Annotated in this window: 15 protein-coding genes; 7 read left to right on the top strand and 8 right to left on the bottom strand. The window is 63.7% G+C overall.

Annotated elements, in window-relative coordinates:
* Positions 1 to 2 precede the first annotated feature (2 nt).
* The 4 genes from RFM68_RS18570 to RFM68_RS18555 all read left to right on the top strand — a co-directional run bounded on the left by RFM68_RS18570 (position 3) and on the right by RFM68_RS18555 (position 3,971).
* Positions 3 to 713, top strand: coding sequence for an ABC transporter permease (locus RFM68_RS18570; protein ID WP_320234456.1), 711 nt, complete (start codon positions 3 to 5; stop codon positions 711 to 713).
* Positions 713 to 1,522 (top strand): ABC transporter permease, encoded by an 810-nt coding sequence (locus RFM68_RS18565; RefSeq protein ID WP_320234455.1) that lies wholly within the window; start codon positions 713 to 715, stop codon positions 1,520 to 1,522. Before RFM68_RS18570 ends, RFM68_RS18565 begins: the two co-directional genes overlap by 1 nt.
* Positions 1,523 to 1,608: 86 nt before the next feature.
* Complete coding sequence (locus tag RFM68_RS18560; protein WP_320234454.1) at positions 1,609 to 2,610, top strand: Ldh family oxidoreductase; 1,002 nt, start codon at positions 1,609 to 1,611, stop codon at positions 2,608 to 2,610.
* A 377-nt stretch (positions 2,611 to 2,987) separates the two neighbouring features.
* Entirely contained in the window at positions 2,988 to 3,971 is a 984-nt protein-coding gene (locus tag RFM68_RS18555; protein ID WP_320234453.1) for a complex I NDUFA9 subunit family protein, read from the top strand.
* An 8-nt stretch (positions 3,972 to 3,979) separates the two neighbouring features.
* Here the strand turns inward: RFM68_RS18555 and RFM68_RS18550 are convergent, their stop codons facing one another.
* Positions 3,980 to 5,350 (bottom strand): cytochrome P450, encoded by a 1,371-nt coding sequence (locus tag RFM68_RS18550; RefSeq protein WP_320234452.1) that lies wholly within the window; start codon positions 5,348 to 5,350, stop codon positions 3,980 to 3,982.
* A 299-nt stretch (positions 5,351 to 5,649) separates the two neighbouring features.
* On the opposite strand from RFM68_RS18550, the gene gyrB reads away from it, so the two are divergent.
* From gyrB to RFM68_RS18535, 3 genes are all read left to right on the top strand, one after another.
* Positions 5,650 to 8,121, top strand: a complete 2,472-nt coding sequence (gyrB, locus tag RFM68_RS18545) for a DNA topoisomerase (ATP-hydrolyzing) subunit B (protein ID WP_320234451.1) — start codon at positions 5,650 to 5,652, stop codon at positions 8,119 to 8,121.
* Between the two features lie 262 nt (positions 8,122 to 8,383).
* Positions 8,384 to 8,746 (top strand): MerR family transcriptional regulator, encoded by a 363-nt coding sequence (locus RFM68_RS18540; RefSeq protein WP_320234450.1) that lies wholly within the window; start codon positions 8,384 to 8,386, stop codon positions 8,744 to 8,746.
* Positions 8,743 to 9,342 carry a short chain dehydrogenase gene (locus RFM68_RS18535; RefSeq protein WP_320234449.1) on the top strand — a complete coding sequence of 200 codons (600 nt, stop codon included), beginning with the start codon at positions 8,743 to 8,745 and terminating at the stop codon, positions 9,340 to 9,342. The genes RFM68_RS18540 and RFM68_RS18535 overlap by 4 nt, the downstream gene beginning before the upstream one ends.
* Before the next feature lie 401 nt (positions 9,343 to 9,743).
* On the opposite strand, the gene RFM68_RS18530 is transcribed toward RFM68_RS18535, so the two are convergent.
* The 7 genes from RFM68_RS18530 to RFM68_RS18500 form a co-directional block, all read right to left on the bottom strand.
* Positions 9,744 to 11,141 (bottom strand): NAD(P)(+) transhydrogenase (Re/Si-specific) subunit beta, encoded by a 1,398-nt coding sequence (locus RFM68_RS18530; RefSeq protein ID WP_320234448.1) that lies wholly within the window; start codon positions 11,139 to 11,141, stop codon positions 9,744 to 9,746.
* 1 nt (position 11,142) lies between these two features.
* Positions 11,143 to 11,565, bottom strand: a complete 423-nt coding sequence (locus tag RFM68_RS18525) for an NAD(P) transhydrogenase subunit alpha part 2 (protein WP_320234447.1) — start codon at positions 11,563 to 11,565, stop codon at positions 11,143 to 11,145.
* Positions 11,565 to 12,845, bottom strand: a complete 1,281-nt coding sequence (locus RFM68_RS18520; RefSeq protein ID WP_320234446.1) for a Re/Si-specific NAD(P)(+) transhydrogenase subunit alpha — start codon at positions 12,843 to 12,845, stop codon at positions 11,565 to 11,567. Before RFM68_RS18520 ends, RFM68_RS18525 begins: the two co-directional genes overlap by 1 nt.
* 86 nt (positions 12,846 to 12,931) lie before the next feature.
* Complete coding sequence (locus RFM68_RS18515) at positions 12,932 to 13,156, bottom strand: aa3-type cytochrome c oxidase subunit IV (RefSeq protein ID WP_320234445.1); 225 nt, start codon at positions 13,154 to 13,156, stop codon at positions 12,932 to 12,934.
* A 150-nt stretch (positions 13,157 to 13,306) separates the two neighbouring features.
* On the bottom strand, positions 13,307 to 13,456 hold the full coding sequence (locus RFM68_RS18510; RefSeq protein ID WP_073989262.1) for a DUF3096 domain-containing protein: 150 nt from the start codon (positions 13,454 to 13,456) through the stop codon (positions 13,307 to 13,309).
* 94 nt (positions 13,457 to 13,550) lie between these two features.
* Complete coding sequence (locus RFM68_RS18505; protein WP_320234444.1) at positions 13,551 to 14,312, bottom strand: N-acyl amino acid synthase FeeM domain-containing protein; 762 nt, start codon at positions 14,310 to 14,312, stop codon at positions 13,551 to 13,553.
* 330 nt (positions 14,313 to 14,642) lie between these two features.
* Positions 14,643 to 16,958, bottom strand: coding sequence for a putative bifunctional diguanylate cyclase/phosphodiesterase (locus RFM68_RS18500; protein ID WP_320234443.1), 2,316 nt, complete (start codon positions 16,956 to 16,958; stop codon positions 14,643 to 14,645).
* Positions 16,959 to 16,971 lie beyond the last annotated feature (13 nt).

Raw genomic sequence — 16,971 nt, 5'->3', positions numbered from 1 at the left:
TCATGGAACTTCTGTCACCTGTGGCACCCGGCTGGGGCGGCACGCTGCTGGTCGGCCTGCTGCATTCGGTCGAGATCGCCGTAGGCGCCACTTGCCTCGGCCTCATGATCGGCACCGCCGGGGCCTTCGGCAAGCTTTATGGCGGCCCGGTGACGCGCGATCTGCTCGCGGTCTATACGACGGTGGTGCGCGCCGTGCCGGAACTGGTGCTGATCCTGCTGCTCTATTACGCCGGCACCGATCTCATCAATCAGGTGCTGACGGCGATGGGCTACCAGCGCGTCGACATCAGCGGGCTTGCGGCCGGCATTTTCGTGCTGGGTTTCGTCCAGGGCGCCTATTCCACGGAGGTCATCCGCGGCGCCATCCTCGCCATCCCGCAAGGCCAGATCGAAGCCGCCCGCGCCTACGGCATGTCGCCGGGCCTGATGCTGCGGCGCGTCACGCTGCCGGCGATGCTGCCCTTCGCCATACCCGGCCTTGCCAATCTGTGGCTGATCGCCACCAAGGACACCGCGCTGCTTGCCGTCGTCGGCTTCTTCGAACTGACGCTGGCGACCCGCCAGGCGGCGGGCGTCACCAAAGCCTACCTGCTGTTCTTCCTCGCCGCCGGCGCGCTTTATCTTGCCTTGTCACTCTTCTCCAACCTGATCATCGGCCGCGTCGAGGCCTGGTCGCGACGCGGCATGCCCTCCGTCAAGGAGGCGCGCTGATGTCGGCCGAAGCCACCGCGATCAACATGGCGGCGCGCGCCTCGATCTGGCTCAAGCCGCACCGCATCGTGCTGATCCTGATCGCCTTGGGTCTCGTCTTCTGCGCCGCCTTCTTCATGCGCTGGGATTGGCTGCCGCAATATTGGGAAATGGGCCTGATGGGCATCTGGCGGGCGCTGTGGCTGCTCGCCGTCACCTGCGCGCTGGGCTTTGCGCTTGCCGTGCCGCTCGGGCTTGCCCAGGCCGGCGGGCCGATCTGGTTCTCGGCGCCGGCAAAGGTCTTCTGCACCATCATCCGGGGAACACCGCTGCTCCTACAGCTCTGGCTGCTCTACTACGGCCTCGGCTCGATCTTCCCGCAATATCCGTGGATCCGCGAATCGTGGCTTTGGCCGTATCTGCGGCAAGCGTGGCCCTATGGCGTGGTGGCGCTGACCTTCTCCTTCGCCGGTTATGAGGGCGAAGTGATGCGCGGCGCCTTTGCCGGTGTGCCCAGAGGCCAACTCGAGGCCGCCCGCGCCTTCGGCATGAGCCGCTGGAAAATCTTCCGTCGCATCTGGCTGCCGCAGGCCTTCTACCGGGCGCTGCCGACGCTGACCGGCGAGACCGTGCTGCAGCTGAAGTCGACGCCGCTGGTGGCGACGATCAGCGTCATCGACATCTTCGCCGTCTCCTCCAAGGTGCGCCAGGACACGTACCTGACCTACGAGCCTTTGCTGTTGCTGGCGCTGATCTATATGACGATCACCGGCATCCTGGTCTTCGTCTTCAGCCGGATAGAGGCTCGGATTCCGGTGAAGATCGGTTAGCGAATAGTGAGTAGCGAATAGCGAGTAGTTCCTTTATCTCCCCTACTCGCTATTCCCTATTCGCTACTCGCTGCAGGGCAACTCCAATGCAACTCACTCTCGACCAGGCAACAGGGTTGTGCCGGATGGCGGCGCTCGGCGCCGGCGCCAATGACGAGGCAGCGCGGTCGCTTACCGCCTCGATCATCGCGGCCGAAGCCGAGGGCCTGTCGACTGTGGGGCTATCGCACTTCATCGACTATCTGGAGGCGCTCGAGGCGGGCCGCATCGACGGCAACGCCGATCCGGTGATCACCAGGCCGGCGCTTGCCGTCTATCTCTCCGACGCGCGCGGCGGGCTTGCCCATACCGGCTTCGACCGCACGATCGACGACCTGGTCAAGGCGGCGAAGCTGTTCGGCGTCGCCATCTTCTCGCAGAAGAACGCCTATACATGCGGTGCGCTCGGCTATTTCACCGGGCGGTTGGCCGAACGGGGTCTTGTCTCTTTCGCCGCCACCAACGGACCGGCGGTGCTTGCCGGCTCGGGCTCGGTCAAGCCGGTCTATTGCACCAATCCGATGTCCTTCGCGTCGCCCGCCGCCGACGGGCCACCGCTGGTCATCGACCAGTCGTCGAGCGCAACGGCCTTCGTCAACATCCGCAAGGCGGCCGAGGACGGCAAGAAAATCCCCGAAGGTTGGGCGCTGGATGCCAGCGGCAACCCGACCACCGATCCGGCGGCGGCGATGAAGGGCGCGATGCTTGCCTTTGGCGGCCAGCGCGGCGCCAACATCGCGCTTATGGTCGAGGTACTGGCTGCGGGCATTTCCGGCGCCAACTGGTCGCTCGACGCGCCCTGGTTCACAGGTGGGGAGGACAGCCCCGGCACCGGCCTCTTCGTTCTCGCCATCGAACCCAAGCTGCTCGATCCGGAATTCGAGCAGCGCATGAAGGGCCAGCTCGACCGGCTGCGGCGGCGCTATGGCGTGCATATTCCCGGCCGCTCCCGCGCCGAGGCGACGGAGAAGGCAAAAGCACGCGGCATCACCGTCTCCAAGGCGGTGGTGCAGCGCATTTCCGAATTCGCCGAGCGTTATTCAGCCTGATTTTCGCGCGCGATTGAACCTTTTCCCGACCTGACGCGACCCATATCCGGCACCCCACGCCGCGAGCCGCCTGGTTGGCTTCGTCCGGCTCGCGGTTGGCGGCGCCGCGCCGGGCGTTCAGGGCGGGGCGGGCGTGCTTGCTTCACGCCACCTTGATACCGTCTCAGGTCAGGCCGCCTCGTTGGACCCTGTTTCGGCGTGGACACTGCCCGGAAAACCCCGCTTCGGCGGGGTTTTCTGTTTTCTCCAAACGCGCCGGAGCGGCATTCCGGGCAAGTTCAAAAACAAGGCAGCGGCGACTTCCGGTCGCTCTTTGCCTTTGGCGAGAAACGGATTAAGAAACGGCCTCAGCCAAGCATTTGCGCGCGGAGCCAGTCATGACCGAAATCCTGCAGACCCCCAAGCTCGTCGTCGTCTTCGGCGGCTCGGGTTTCGTCGGCCGCCATGTCGTGCGGGCGCTGGCCAAGCGCGGCTACCGCATCCGCGTCGCCTGCCGGCGGCCCGACCTTGCCGGCCATGTGCAGCCGCTCGGCAATGTCGGACAGATCCAGCCGGTGCAGGCCAATGTGCGCGTGCGCTGGTCGGTCGACCGGGCCGTGCAGGGCGCCGACCATGTCGTCAACCTCGTCGCCATCCTGCATGAGACGGGCCGCCAGAAATTCGGCGCCGTGCATGATTTCGGCGCGCGCGCCGTCGCCGAAGCCGCACGCTCGGTCGGCGCCGGCCTCACCCAGATCTCGGCGCTCGGCGCCGATCTCGATTCGCCGTCGGACTACGCCCGCACCAAGGCACTCGGCGAAAAAGCCGTGTTCGACACGATCAGGGACGCCGTCATCTTCCGGCCGTCGATCAATTTCGGCCCGGAAGACAGCTTCTTCAATCGCTTCGCCGGCATGGCGCGCCTCTCGCCCATCCTGCCGCTGATCGGCGGCGGGCAGACGAAATTCCAGCCGGTCTATGTCGGCGACGTCGCCGAAGCGATCGCGCGCTCGGTCGACGGCAAGGTCAAGGGCGGCGAAATCTATGAGCTCGGCGGCCCGCAGGTGCTGACCTTCAAGGAATGTATGGAAGAGCTGCTTGCGGTCATTGACCGACGACGTCTGCTCGTGCCGGTGCCGTTCTGGGTGGCCAACATCCAGGCATCGATCCTTCAGCTGCTGCCCAATCCGCTCCTGACCAAGGACCAGGTGCTGCAGCTGCGCGAGCACAACATCGTCTCCGACGAAGCCGCCAAGGCCGCCAGGACGCTTGCCGGCCTCGGCATCCAGCCGCAGGCGATCGCCGCCATCCTGCCGAGCTATCTCTGGCGCTTCCGCGCCGCCGGCCAGTTCCAACAGCGCCGGCCGATTGCCGACCGGTAATCTAGACTTCAGCCACGGCGCGAGACCTGCATCGGCAGGCCGCCCTGCGGCTGCGTGGTCAGCTTCTGCACCGGCCACGGCCGGGTTTCGGCCGTCGCGTCGAAGCGGAAGCGCGACAACAGGATGGCTAAAGCGATGATCGCCTCCTGCATGGCGAAGCTGGCGCCGATACAAACACGTGGACCGGCACCGAACGGCAGATACTGGAAGCGGTCGATCCTGTCGCGGTTTTCCGGATGGAAACGCTCCGGCATGAAGGCGTTCGGCCTGTCCCAGAGCTTGCGGTGGCGGTGCACGACCCAGGGCATCACCAGCACGGCTGCATATTTCGGGATATAGAGGCCATTCCAGGTCTCGGGCTCGATCGGCTCGCGGTTGATCGAGGGGGCCGGCGGATAGAGCCTCAGCGCCTCCTCGAAGGCGGCGCGGGTGAACGGCATGGCATCCAGCCACTTCGTCGGGTCGGGCTCGCGCGCCAGCACCGCGTCGATCTCCTGCTCGACCCTGTCGCGTTCCCAGGGCGCCTCGGCCAGGCAATAGATCGTCCAGCCCAGCGCACGCGCGGTCGTCTCATGGCCAGCGCCGATGAAGGTGATGATGTTGTCTTCGACTTCCGGGCGCGTCAGCCCGTCCGGCCCTTCGGCCCGCAGGAGAAGCGTGAGGAAATCCTGCGGCACACCGTCGGGGTCGCGCTTCATCCGTTCTTCACGCATCCGTACCGTGCCGGCGACGATGTTGCGGAAATAGGCCATGGTCTTGCGGCCGCGGATGCGGGTGAGGCGCGGCAGCCATTCGGGCGCGCGCAACAGGTCGAGCGGATCGACACGACCCATGGTCTCGAACAGGCGGTCGATCTCCCTGGAGAAGCTGCCCGGTTGGCCGGCGATCTCGCCGGAAAACAGCGTCTCGGCGAGGATGTCATAGGTAAGCAGCGTCATGTCGTGAGCGATGTCGGACGTGCCGCCGGCCTCGTAGCGGGTAACGAATTCCAGCGTGCGCTTGAGCATCGGCCCGGCGAAGCCGAAGATGTGGCGCGGCGTGAACACCGGCGCCATCGCCTTGCGCGAACGCTTCCAGACTTCGCCCTCTGCGGTGAGCAGCCCGTCGCGCAGGATCGGCCGCAGGATCAGCTGGCGCACCGTCGCCATCTTGTAGTTCTTGGCGTTGTCGATCAGCACGTGACGGATGAGGCCTGGATCATTGGCGATGACCAGCGGTCCGCCGATGCCGGTCACCGATATCCAGGGCTCGTTGTAGGAATGCTCGCCCCACAATTCGAGCGGGTTGCGGTAGACGATGCGCATCATCTCCAGCGTCGAGGGCGGCGTGGTGCGCGGCTTCGGCGCGGGCGGCACGAAGGGGGCGGGCTTGGTGTCCATGGGGCATGCTCCGCTGGCAGGCCAAATGTAGCGCCCGGCAAGGCGGGCGTCCATGTGATCCGTCGGAGACCCTTCCGCACCGGATTTTGCGAGCGGCGGCGCGCGCTTTTATGGCTTGCGCACCGGTCCTCCGGTAACGGTCACGAAAGCATGCTCCATCCTGCCTGCTCGCCAAGCCGGCAAAATGCCCGCAAACCTTGGAAAAGCAACCGTTTGCGCCTATATCTAGGACATCAAAACGGCGCGATTCGGGACCAGTTTCTCGCGTTCGACTAGCGCCACCAATCAGACAGGTTTTCATGAGCGATCAGACCGAAAGCGCCATTGGCGCGGAAGCCGAGTACGGCGCCGATTCCATCAAGGTTTTGAAGGGGTTGGACGCCGTGCGCAAGCGGCCGGGCATGTATATCGGCGACACCGATGACGGCTCGGGCCTGCACCACATGGTCTACGAGGTGGTGGACAACGCCATCGACGAGGCGCTGGCCGGACACGCCGACCTCGTTTCGGTGACGCTCAATCCCGACGGTTCCGTCACCGTCATCGACAATGGCCGCGGCATTCCGACCGATATCCACTCCAGCGAGGGCGTTTCGGCGGCCGAAGTAATCATGACGCAGCTGCATGCCGGCGGCAAATTCGACCAGAACTCCTACAAGGTCTCCGGCGGCCTGCACGGCGTCGGCGTGTCGGTGGTCAACGCGCTCTCGGCGTGGCTGAAGCTCAAGATCCGCCGCAACGGCGAGATCTTCGAGATGAGCTTCACGCACGGCAACGCCGACGCGCCGCTGAAGGTGACCGGCAGCTACGAGCAGGACAAGCGTCCGGGCACCAATGACGGCCGCAGCGGCAGCGAGATCACCTTCTTCCCGTCGGCCGAGACCTTTACCATGGTCGAGTTCGATTACGGCACGCTGGAGCACCGGTTGCGCGAGCTCGCCTTCCTCAATTCCGGCGTGCGCATCGTGCTGACCGACGCCCGCCATGCCGACCTTGTGCGCCACGAGTTGCACTATGACGGCGGGCTGGAAGAGTTCGTCAAATATCTCGACCGGGTGAAGAAGCCGCTGATCGAGGCGCCGATCGCCATCCGCGCCGAGCGCGACGGTATCTCCGTCGAAGTCGCGATGTGGTGGAACGACAGCTACCACGAGAACGTGCTGGCCTTCACCAACAACATCCCGCAGCGCGACGGCGGCACGCATCTGGCGGGCTTTCGCGCGGCGCTGACGAGGCAGATCACCGGCTACGGCGAATCATCCGGTCATACCAAGAAGGAAAAGGTCTCGCTGACCGGCGACGACTGCCGCGAAGGCCTGACCGCCGTTCTGTCGGTCAAGGTGCCGGACCCGAAATTCTCCTCGCAGACCAAGGACAAGCTGGTTTCGTCCGAGGTTCGCCCTGTGGTGGAGAGCCTGGTCAATGAGGCGCTCGGCACCTGGCTGGAAGAACATCCGGCCGAAGGCAGGGTGGTGGTCGAGAAGGTAATCCAGGCGGCCGCCGCGCGCGAGGCCGCGCGCAAGGCGCGCGACATCACCCGCAAGAGCTCGCTCGGCGTCACCTCGCTGCCCGGCAAGCTTGCCGACTGCCAGGAGCGCGATCCGGCGAAGTCCGAGATCTTCATCGTCGAGGGCGACTCGGCCGGCGGCTCGGCCAAGGGCGGGCGCTCGCGCCAGAACCAGGCGATCCTGCCGCTGCGCGGCAAGATCCTGAACGTCGAGCGCGCGCGCTTCGACCGTATGCTCTCCTCCGACATGATCGGCACGCTGATCACCGCGCTCGGCACCTCGATCGGCAAGGACGAGTTCAACGCCGACAAGCTGCGCTACCACAAGATCATCCTGATGACGGACGCCGACGTCGACGGCGCCCACATCCGCACGCTGCTGCTCACCTTCTTCTTCCGGCAGATGCCGGAGCTGATCGAGCGCGGCCATCTCTATATCGCCCAGCCGCCGCTCTACAAAGTGACGCGGGGCAAGAGTTCGCAATACATCAAGGATGAGAGCGCGTTCGAGGAGTTCCTCATCGGCTCCGGGCTGGAGGAAGCCTCGCTGACGCTGGCGTCGGGCGAGGTGCGGACCGGACAGGATCTGCGCGGCGCCATCGACGATGCGCTGGCGACGCGCCAGCTGATCAACGGCCTGCACACGCGCTACAACCGCAGCGTCGTCGAGCAGGCGGCGATTGCCGGCGCGCTCAATGCCGATGTGCTTGCCGATCTTGGCCGCGCCAACGCGATGGCCGAGCTTGTCGCGAGGCGGCTCGACATCATCGCCGAGGAGACCGAGCGCGGCTGGACCGGCCGGCTCTCAACCTCCAATGACGGCTCGGGCGGCTATGTGTTCGAGCGCACCGTGCGCGGCGTCAAGGAGTTCGCCCAGCTCGATGCCGGCCTGATCAACTCGGCCGATGCGCGCCAGCTCGACCGCTATGCCTCGCGCCTTGCAGAGATCTACGCCGAACCGCCGGTGCTGCGCCGCAAGGAGGTCTCCGAGACCATTTCGGGCCCGCTGGCGCTGCTCAATGCGGTATTCGCCACCGGCCGCAAGGGTCTGACCATGCAGCGCTACAAGGGCCTTGGCGAGATGAATGCCGAGCAGCTGTGGGAAACCACGCTCGACCCGAATGTGCGCTCGCTGCTGCAGGTCAAGGTCAACGACGCGACCGACGCCGACTCACTGTTCTCGCGGCTGATGGGCGACGAAGTCGAACCACGGCGCGAGTTCATCCAGGACAATGCGCTGTCGGTGGCCAATCTGGACATCTGAGCAATATCCAGGCGTTCAACCGGAAGCCCATCGAGCGTCGGCCCCTGGCCGACGGGATACCTTGAGCAGTAATGCGGCTCTAAAAGCGCGTCGCGATGAAACGGATTCACGCGACGCGCTTTAAGTCTTTGTTTGATGCATGTCGTATTCCCAAAACCGCTGCGCACTTTTGGGCGACATGCATTAGGGTGAAGATTCCCGCTTGACCTGGAGTTGCTCCAGCTTGGTAGCCTTACACAAATCGGCAGGCTATGAGCGACATATGCGTATATCGGAGGTGGCATCTACAAGCGGGCTGAGTATCGACACCATCCGCTACTATGAGAAATTGGATTTGCTTCCGAAGATCGCGCGAGGGCGTGATGGAAGACGTGACTTCTCGGCGGAGAATGTCGAATGGCTCATCCTGCTTTCGTCACTGCGCGATACGGGTATGCCCATGGAGCGGATGCGATACTTTGCGCAGCTCTATCGGAGGGGTAACGAAACCCTGTCTGGACGGAAAGCGGTTCTTCTTGAGCACGCGGCGCATCTGGATATGCGGCGTGCCGCGTTGGATCGCTGTGCTGAACTGCTTGCCTACAAGCTCAAACGGTATGACGAGATGACAGAGGACCTGTCATGAGAATTATTGTCGTCGGCGCCGAAGGTGATATCGGGAAAGCGGTCTGCGACGAGTTAGGTTTCCGCCATGAGATCATCAAGGCTGGACGGTCCAGCGGCGAGATTCAGGTCGATATAGCCAACCGCGCATCGGTCGACGCCATGTACGCAAGATGCGCCAAGGTGGACGCCGTCGTCTCGACGGCAGGCGATGTCCATTTCGGAGCTCTTGGCGAATACACCGAAGAGACATTCATGCTGGGCCTGCGCCACAAGGTCATGGGACAGGTCAATCTGGTGCTGGCAGGGCTGGCCAAGCTTAGCGACGGAGGCTCGTTCACGCTGACAAGCGGAGTGCTCGACCGCGATCCTATTCGCACGGGAACGGGCGCAGCAACCGCGAATGGCGCGCTCGGAGGTTTCGTTCTCGGTGCAGCGATCGAGATGCCACGCGGCCTCCGTATCAATGCGGTGAGCCCCGGACTTCTCGCCGTGTCCGCACCGAGATATGGCGAGTGGTTCCCCGGCCATGAGCCCGTTCCGTCGAAACGGGTGGGGCTCGCCTATGCCAAGAGCGTGGAAGGCGCCATCACCGGAAAGGTGATCATCGTCGGGTAGTTCACGAAACTCCGATCATTTCGCGGCGGGTGCGGGTTGCATTTGGGCGACCGCGCCAAGAGCGAATCAAGGCTCCATGGGACGCGCTACTCGATTTTGGGTTTTCGCGAGTGAACGTCGGCGCCAGGGTGATTTGATGCCCGCCGCTCCTGGCGCAGCCTTTTCAACGGAGCGACCCTTTCGCGCAAAGCTTCCATTCTCGCGACTTTCTGCCCGAAGGTAAGTCCAGCCATTTCGCGACGTCCCTCGGCCTTTCGAGCGAGGATATCGGAAGTATCTGGATATGCTCTTTTGGTCTCTGCCATCGCCAGAACCTTACCACCACACTTGCCAGCACCAACCGCAAAAAAGCCCGGCCCGAGGCCCGGGCTTGTGCGGACATGTGCTGGTTGGCGACCGGATCAGTGATCCATCGCCTTGACGATTTCCTCGGTCATCTTCTTGGCGTCGCCGAGCAGCATCATGGTGCCGTCCTTGTAGAACAGCGTGTTGTCGATGCCGGCATAGCCGGAGCCGAGCGAGCGCTTGACGAACAGGCAGGTGCGGGCCTTGTCGACGTCGAGGATCGGCATGCCGTAGATGGGCGAGGACTTGTCGTCGCGCGCGGACGGGTTGGTGACGTCGTTGGCGCCGATGACATAGGCGACGTCGGCCTGCGCGAATTCGGAGTTGATATCCTCCAGCTCGAACACCTCGTCATAGGGCACGTTGGCTTCGGCGAGCAGCACGTTCATGTGGCCGGGCATGCGGCCGGCGACCGGGTGGATGGCGTATTTCACCTCGACGCCGTTGGCCTTGAGCTTGTCGGCCATCTCGCGCAGCGCGTGCTGCGCCTGCGCGACCGCCATGCCGTAGCCCGGCACGATGATGACCTTCTGCGCGTTCATCATCAGATAGGCGGCGTCATCGGCCGAGCCCTGCTTGACCGTACGCTCGATGCCGTCGCTCACCACCGCAGCCGTCTCGCCGCCGAAGCCGCCGAGGATGACCGAGATGAAGGAGCGGTTCATGCCCTTGCACATGATGTAGGACAGGATCGCGCCGGAAGACCCCACCAGCGCGCCGGTGATGATCAGCGCCAGATTGCCGAGGGTGAAGCCGAGTGCTGCAGCCGCCCAGCCGGAATAGGAGTTCAGCATCGACACCACGACCGGCATGTCGGCGCCGCCGATCGGGATGATCAACAGCACGCCCAGCGCCAGCGAGGCGGCGACGATGAGCCAGAAGACGAGCTTCGATTCGGTGGTGACCAAAAGCACGATCAGCACCACAAGTGCTGCGCCGAGCGCGATGTTGATCAAGTGGCGGCCACCGATCATGATCGGCTTGCCGGACATGCGGCCGTCGAGCTTCAAGAAGGCGATGACCGAACCGGTGAAGGTGATGGCGCCGATGGCGACGCCAAGGCTCATCTCGATCAGCGCCTGGGCATGGATGTCGGCGACCGTGCCGATGCCAAAGCTTTCGGGCGCGTAGATGGCGGCCGCCGCCACCATGACGGCGGCGAGGCCGACGAGCGAGTGGAAGGCGGCGACCAGTTGCGGCATCGAGGTCATCGCGATGCGGCGCGCGGTGACCGCGCCGATGCCACCGCCGATGGCGAGCCCCAGCACGATCAGGCCGAAGCGCCCGGCCGAAGGCAGGGCCAGCGCCAGCGTGGTGCAGAGCGCAATCCCCATGCCGATCATGCCGTAGAGATTGCCCTGGCGGCTGGTGGTCGGGTGCGAGAGCCCGCGCAGCGCCAGGATGAACAGGATGCCGGAGACCAGATAGAGGAAGGAAGCGAAGTTGGCGTTCACGTCACTTTTCCTTCTTCTTGTACATAGCCAGCATGCGCTGGGTGACGAGGAAGCCGCCGAAGATGTTGACCGAGACAAGCACCAGCGCGACGAAGCCGAAGCCTGCAGCAATGCCTGAAGCGGCGATGCCGACGGCAAGCAGCGCGCCGACGACGATGACCGAGGAAATGGCGTTGGTGACGGCCATCAGTGGCGTGTGCAGCGCCGGCGTCACCGACCACACGACGTAGTAGCCGACGAAGATCGCCAGCACGAAGATCGCGAAGCGGAAGACGAAGGGATCGATGGCGCCGCCCGAGAGGGCATGCGCCGCGTTGCCGGCGGCCTCGGCGCCGGCGGGCGCATTGGCCAGGTCCTGCACCGCAAGGCGAACGGCAGCCGTCGCCTGATCGAGCTGGTCGAGGGCTTTCTGCAGCTGTTCCATCACGCGGTCCCTTTCGACTTGGACGAGGGCGACTTGGCTGCGGCAGGTTTTTTCGCCGTTGTCTTCTTCGCAGCAGGCTTGGCCGAGGCGTCGGCAACCATAGTCGTCGCCGGAATGGCCGCCGGCTCGGTGCGCGGCTCTTGCGCCGCCTTGGCGAAGTTCGGATGCACGACTTGGCCGGCGTCGGTCAGCATCGTCGCCTTGACCAACTCGTCGTCGCGCCTGATGGCGAGCGTCTTGGCTGCCTTGTCGACCATGGTCTCGAGGAAGGCGTAAAGGTTCTTGGCGTAAAGCAGCGAGGCCGAGGCCGCGACGCGGCCCGGCACATTGAGATGGCCGACGATCTTGACGCCGTTCTCGGTCGTCACGACCTTCCCCGGAACCGCGCCTTCGACATTGCCGCCGCGCTCGACAGCGAGGTCGACGATCACCGAACCCGGCTTCATCGACGCGACCATGGCGGCCGAGACCAGCTTCGGCGCCGGCCGGCCGGGGATCAGCGCCGTGGTGATGACGATGTCCTGCTTGGCGATATGCTCGGCGGTGAGTGCCGCCTGCTTGGCCTGATAGTCCTTCGACATTTCCTTGGCGTAGCCGCCGGCCGTCTCGGCCGCCTTGAACTCCTCGTCCTCGACCGCCAGGAATTTCGCGCCGAGCGACTGCACCTGCTCCTTGACCGCCGGACGGACGTCGGTGGCGGTGACGACGGCGCCGAGGCGGCGCGCGGTGGCGATCGCCTGCAGGCCGGCAACGCCGACGCCCATGATGAAGGTCCTGGCCGCCGGCACGGTGCCCGCCGCCGTCATCATCATCGGCAGCGCGCGGTCATATTCGCCCGCCGCGTCGATCACCGCCTGGTAGCCGGCGAGATTGGCCTGCGAGGACAGCACGTCCATCGATTGCGCGCGGGTGATGCGCGGCATGAATTCCATCGAGAAGGCGGTGATGCCGGCCTTGGCCATGGCGGCGACGGCGGCATCGTTGCCATAGGGATCCATGATGGCGATGACGGCAGCACCGGACTTGTAGCCCTTCAGCTCCGCATCCGTTGGCCGGCGCACTTTCAGCACGACATCGGCCTTTTTTGCGTCGGCCGCCGTTCCGACCGTACCTCCGGCGCCGACGAAATCCTGGTCGGGGATGCGCGAGCCGAGGCCGGCGCCCTTTTCGACGACCACGTCGAAGCCGAGACCCGCCAGACGCTTGACCGTTTCCGGCGAGGCCGCGACACGCGGCTCGTTCGGGTCAATCTCACAAGGGATGAACACTGTTTGCCCCACCGGATGATCCTTTCGGCTGGAACCTTGATTACGCAAGGCGTCGGCCGGGACGTCCGGCGACGTCGAGGGCAATGGGATTGGGAAGTCTACCGTAGAATGAGGGTGCCGATGGCCGTGATCAGGATGAACACGATGAGCGCCGAAAAGAAACCGCCGACGAAGAAGCCGAAGGCCATTGCGATAAGAATGGCGGCACAGACCAGCGAGCCGTATTTGGCGAGGCCGAGAAAACCCTTGTAGGTACGGTCGTGCTCGGCATAGTCCATCTGCGCGCCAAGCTCGACAGGACCGGTCGGCGAGTGATCAGCCATGGAAGTACCCCTTCGAAAATGCCTTTGAGGCACATAGCGAAAAGCCGAACCAAGAGCAATGGCGCTATTGCCGCACAGCCTGCGACAACAGCCTCAAACGAAAGTTGAAACTGGATGCCGCGCTGTCATCCGCGCGGCCGGCGCGGGATTTCAGCTGGCGAGATGAGGGAACAGGCCGAGCAGGCCGACGACGATCAGGTAAAGCGCGACGATGTAGTTGAGGAGCCGCGGCATCACCAGGATCAGCACGCCGGCGATCAGCGAGATCAGCGGCGTCAGCGCGAACGAATGGATGGTCATGTGTGGGTCCTTTCCTGCGACAGGCGGTACCGCCTGTCGCGCTGAGCTGCGGACCTGATAACGGCGCAGCCAGCGAAAAGTTCACGGCCTCGCGTCAGGCAGCGGCGCGATAATATTTCGCTGTCGGCACGATGGACAGCGGCGTCAGCCGGTTGATCGCCGGATTGCCGAACATCAGCCGCTGCTCCGTCGGTGTCGACTGGTAGAAGGGGAACCGTTCGAGTGTGCGGCGCATATTCTCGCCGGCGGGGATTTCGAACAGCGCTATCGGGGCGAGAACGCCGGGAAACACTTTCCCCTCGGTCCGCTGTTGGGCATTGAAGAACCGGGCATAGAAATGGGAATGCTCGACCTTGACCGGGGTCAACACCGAGTCCTGGCCAAAATAATTGGAGGCCACCATGGCGATCCTGAGTGTCAGGAAAGGCAGCACGCCGGGTGCCGGCGCGGCGTCGGGATCGGTTGCGAAGCGGGTTCCGTCGATGAAGGTTTCGCCGCGGGCAAGCCGCTCGAGCAAGATTTCCGGATAGGCGTCGATCGAAGGCGAGTATGGCTGCGCACTGGAAATATAATGAAAGCGCAATGTGCTGACCAATTCACCGTAACAATAGACGCCGAACCGGTAGGAATTGGGCAGATTATCCCAGCGGTCCTCGAACATCCCGCTGGCGATCGGGCCGCACATGCCGGATTTGACGTAGGATTGATAGCGGAGCCGGTAGATCGCTTCGAGGTCCTCGCCCCCGGTAATGAGGCGATATTCGACATGCTCCAAGAGCTGCATCATCGTTCGATTGAGCAGCGAATCGCTTCTAGCGATGGCGCCAGCCGACGCACCCTTGCGCGCAACATCCATTATTGTCCGTCCTCGAATTCCGCCTGTAAACAGGCTATTCGAGTTGAAATGAGACACAAGCTGAAAATTCGATATCGCTGATTTACCGCTTGTTAACCTTAATGGCGGCGCACCTTCCACCGATCCTGTATCGGACAAAAGCAAATCCTGTCGCAGGCGGTTGTCTGATCCGACCTGACGTCGGTCATCAAGGTCGTTTCGAATTCAGAGCTTGAAAAACGCCAACGCGCGGCGGGTTTAGACTATGCCAGAGCGGCCAGCGTTTCTTGCAATCCGGCCGCAAGGCTACGGCGCCGAAGCTAGCCGTTTCACACTTTTCCCGGGATTGATTTAGCTGGCTGTCCGCTTGCCGGCGATACGCAGGTCCGCGGCAAACGGCCATGTGACGCTCGACATCGTCTCGATGCCCGAAGAGCTGAGCGCGGCGCCGAAGAGAAAACCCTGCACGAAGTCCGGCTTGACCGAATGGACCAGCGTCTTCAACTGCTCGAAGGTCTCGACCCCTTCGATGGTGACGGAAAGACCCAGCGTCCGGGACAGACTGACGATGCCCTTCAGAAGATCGAGCGACTGCCGGTTCTGGTTCACGTCGACCAGGAACGAGCGGTCGATCTTGATCTTGTCGAGCGGCAGCTTGTGGAGATAGCTCAGACTGGAGTAGCCCGTGCCGAAATCGTCAAGCGCAATACGCACGCCGAGCGCCTTCAATTCCTCGATCGACTCGCGCGTCAGCGACTTGTCGTCGAGCAAGGCGGTCTCGGTGACCTCGATTTCGAGCCGGTGCGCCGCCAGGCCCGACTTGGCCAAGGCATCCCTGACCTTCTGGACAATATCGCGACTGCGGAAGTCCTTGGCCGATAGGTTAACCGACACGCTGGTCTGGGCCGGCCATTTGGCGCATTCGGCGCAAGCGGCATCGAGCACGAAGGTGCTGATGTCGGAAACGATACCCATCTCCTCGGCCAGGGGAATGAAGACACTGGGCGAGACAGGGCCGAGATCGGGATGATCCCAACGGCAGAGCGCCTCGCAACTGGCGATGCGCATGGTGTCGACGGCCACGATCGGCTGATAGACGACGCGCAATTCCTTGGCCTGCACGGCATTGCGCAGATCGGCTTTCATCAGCTGACGATTGCGGAAGGCGGCATCCATGGCCGCCTCGAACAGCCGCCAGCTGTTCTTGCCGAGTTCCTTGGCCTTGTAGAGGGCAAGGTCGGCCTTGACGATCATGGCGTCCGCATCGGTGTCCTTGACCTTGGACAGCACCGCGCCGCCGCTGGTCTGGATGCGCAGCCCGTGGCCGGCGACGTCCACCTCGCCTTGCAGCTCCGCGAAAATCTGGTCGAGCAAGGTGCTGAGATGGCTCTCGTCTTCGACACGATCGAAGAAGATCATGAACTCGTCGCCGCCGAAGCGGCTGACGGTGATGCCCGGTCCGGCAATAGCGGCGAGGCGCTCGGCCACGGCGTAGATCAGCCCGTCGCCGACCGGATGGCCGAGAGTGTCGTTGACGCTCTTGAAGTCGTCGAGATCGAGCACCGCGAGGCCGCAGAGACGCTCCTGTTCGCCTGAGGCCATGGCCTCGCCGACCAGTTCGTGGAAATAGGCGCGGTTCGGCAGGCCGGTCAGATTGTCGTAACGCGCCATGAAGCGGATCTTTTCCTCCGCCTCGACGCGGGCCGTAACGTCCTCGAAGGTGATGACGCCCAGTTCCTGACTGCCTTCACGGGCGGAGAATTCGTAATGCTGGCCGTTGGCGAGCGAAACAAGCACCTTGCGGTCGCGGCCTTCGCGCAGCGCGCGCGTCAGCTGCGCTTCAATGTAGCGGCAGTCTTTCGGCGCCAGCATGCCGCCGGCAACGCCGCGCATCAAAAGACCATGGATCGAGCGTCCAAGCAAAGCGTCGCCCGATTTCAGCGACATCAGGCGAGCGGCTTCGGCATTGGCCACCGCGACCCGCCCGTCGGGCCCCAGCATGACCAGGCCATGCGACATGGTGTTGAGCGCGCGGTCGAACCGGCGCGTCAGATTCCTGGCCTGCTTGTGGCCGATGACGGCGGAGAAGAGCACGTTGCGGACATGGTCGGCACTGTTGATCGTGATGAATGTCAGCGGGATGATCATCAGGCCGAGCAGGACCGAGGGGAAATCCATGCGCAGCAGGAGCCCGAGCGCCGCCGGACCGATGAAGGTCACGGAGAAAATCCGCACCATCTGCGGGGAGCCGTAGTTGCGGCCAACGACCGTGACCAGGGTCGCAATCGTCAGCGACGTCGCGGCCAGCTCGGCGAAAGGATCGGGATAAACGTAGATCGATATGAAACACAGCGAACCGAGCCCGAGACCCTGTAGGCTGCCCTTGAGGATATAGTTGCGCTCCCACTGCCGAGCCTCCTCGACATTGGCTATGGTGCCACCCGTCTTCAGGAAGCCGCGTATGCCGACGTAACGAAAAAGGCTGATGGACAGCAGAGCGAACGAAAAGGCCAGGAACAGCGGGTTGTGCGTCCGCCAATAGATCATGAATCCGAGGATCCAGTAGCAAACGCCACCGATCACCAGCATGTGGGCGTTGTCGAACAACGACCGCACAAACTGGATATAAACATCCGCGGGGATGTTCTCGGTTTTTGTTCTACCCATGCCGTTGGCCCAA

Source organism: Mesorhizobium montanum, from assembly GCF_033977145.1.
Classification (GTDB): domain Bacteria; phylum Pseudomonadota; class Alphaproteobacteria; order Rhizobiales; family Rhizobiaceae; genus Mesorhizobium; species Mesorhizobium montanum.
The sequence above is the reverse complement of the archived record's forward strand: the minus strand, read 5'-3'. Positions and strand labels throughout refer to the sequence as shown.

What these genes read in the sequence shown, in the direction of transcription:
- RFM68_RS18515 (WP_320234445.1), bottom strand. Translation starts at nt 13,156, where the DNA reads ATGGCTGATCACTCGCCGACCGGTCCTGTCGAGCTTGGCGCGCAGATG.
- RFM68_RS18555 (WP_320234453.1), top strand. Translation starts at nt 2,988, where the DNA reads ATGACCGAAATCCTGCAGACCCCCAAGCTCGTCGTCGTCTTCGGCGGC.
- RFM68_RS18500 (WP_320234443.1), bottom strand. Translation starts at nt 16,958, where the DNA reads ATGGGTAGAACAAAAACCGAGAACATCCCCGCGGATGTTTATATCCAG.
- RFM68_RS18525 (WP_320234447.1), bottom strand. Translation starts at nt 11,565, where the DNA reads ATGGAACAGCTGCAGAAAGCCCTCGACCAGCTCGATCAGGCGACGGCT.
- RFM68_RS18535 (WP_320234449.1), top strand. Translation starts at nt 8,743, where the DNA reads ATGAGAATTATTGTCGTCGGCGCCGAAGGTGATATCGGGAAAGCGGTC.
- RFM68_RS18540 (WP_320234450.1), top strand. Translation starts at nt 8,384, where the DNA reads ATGCGTATATCGGAGGTGGCATCTACAAGCGGGCTGAGTATCGACACC.
- RFM68_RS18550 (WP_320234452.1), bottom strand. Translation starts at nt 5,350, where the DNA reads ATGGACACCAAGCCCGCCCCCTTCGTGCCGCCCGCGCCGAAGCCGCGC.
- RFM68_RS18570 (WP_320234456.1), top strand. Translation starts at nt 3, where the DNA reads ATGGAACTTCTGTCACCTGTGGCACCCGGCTGGGGCGGCACGCTGCTG.
- RFM68_RS18560 (WP_320234454.1), top strand. Translation starts at nt 1,609, where the DNA reads ATGCAACTCACTCTCGACCAGGCAACAGGGTTGTGCCGGATGGCGGCG.
- gyrB (WP_320234451.1), top strand. Translation starts at nt 5,650, where the DNA reads ATGAGCGATCAGACCGAAAGCGCCATTGGCGCGGAAGCCGAGTACGGC.
- RFM68_RS18505 (WP_320234444.1), bottom strand. Translation starts at nt 14,312, where the DNA reads ATGGATGTTGCGCGCAAGGGTGCGTCGGCTGGCGCCATCGCTAGAAGC.
- RFM68_RS18565 (WP_320234455.1), top strand. Translation starts at nt 713, where the DNA reads ATGTCGGCCGAAGCCACCGCGATCAACATGGCGGCGCGCGCCTCGATC.
- RFM68_RS18510 (WP_073989262.1), bottom strand. Translation starts at nt 13,456, where the DNA reads ATGACCATCCATTCGTTCGCGCTGACGCCGCTGATCTCGCTGATCGCC.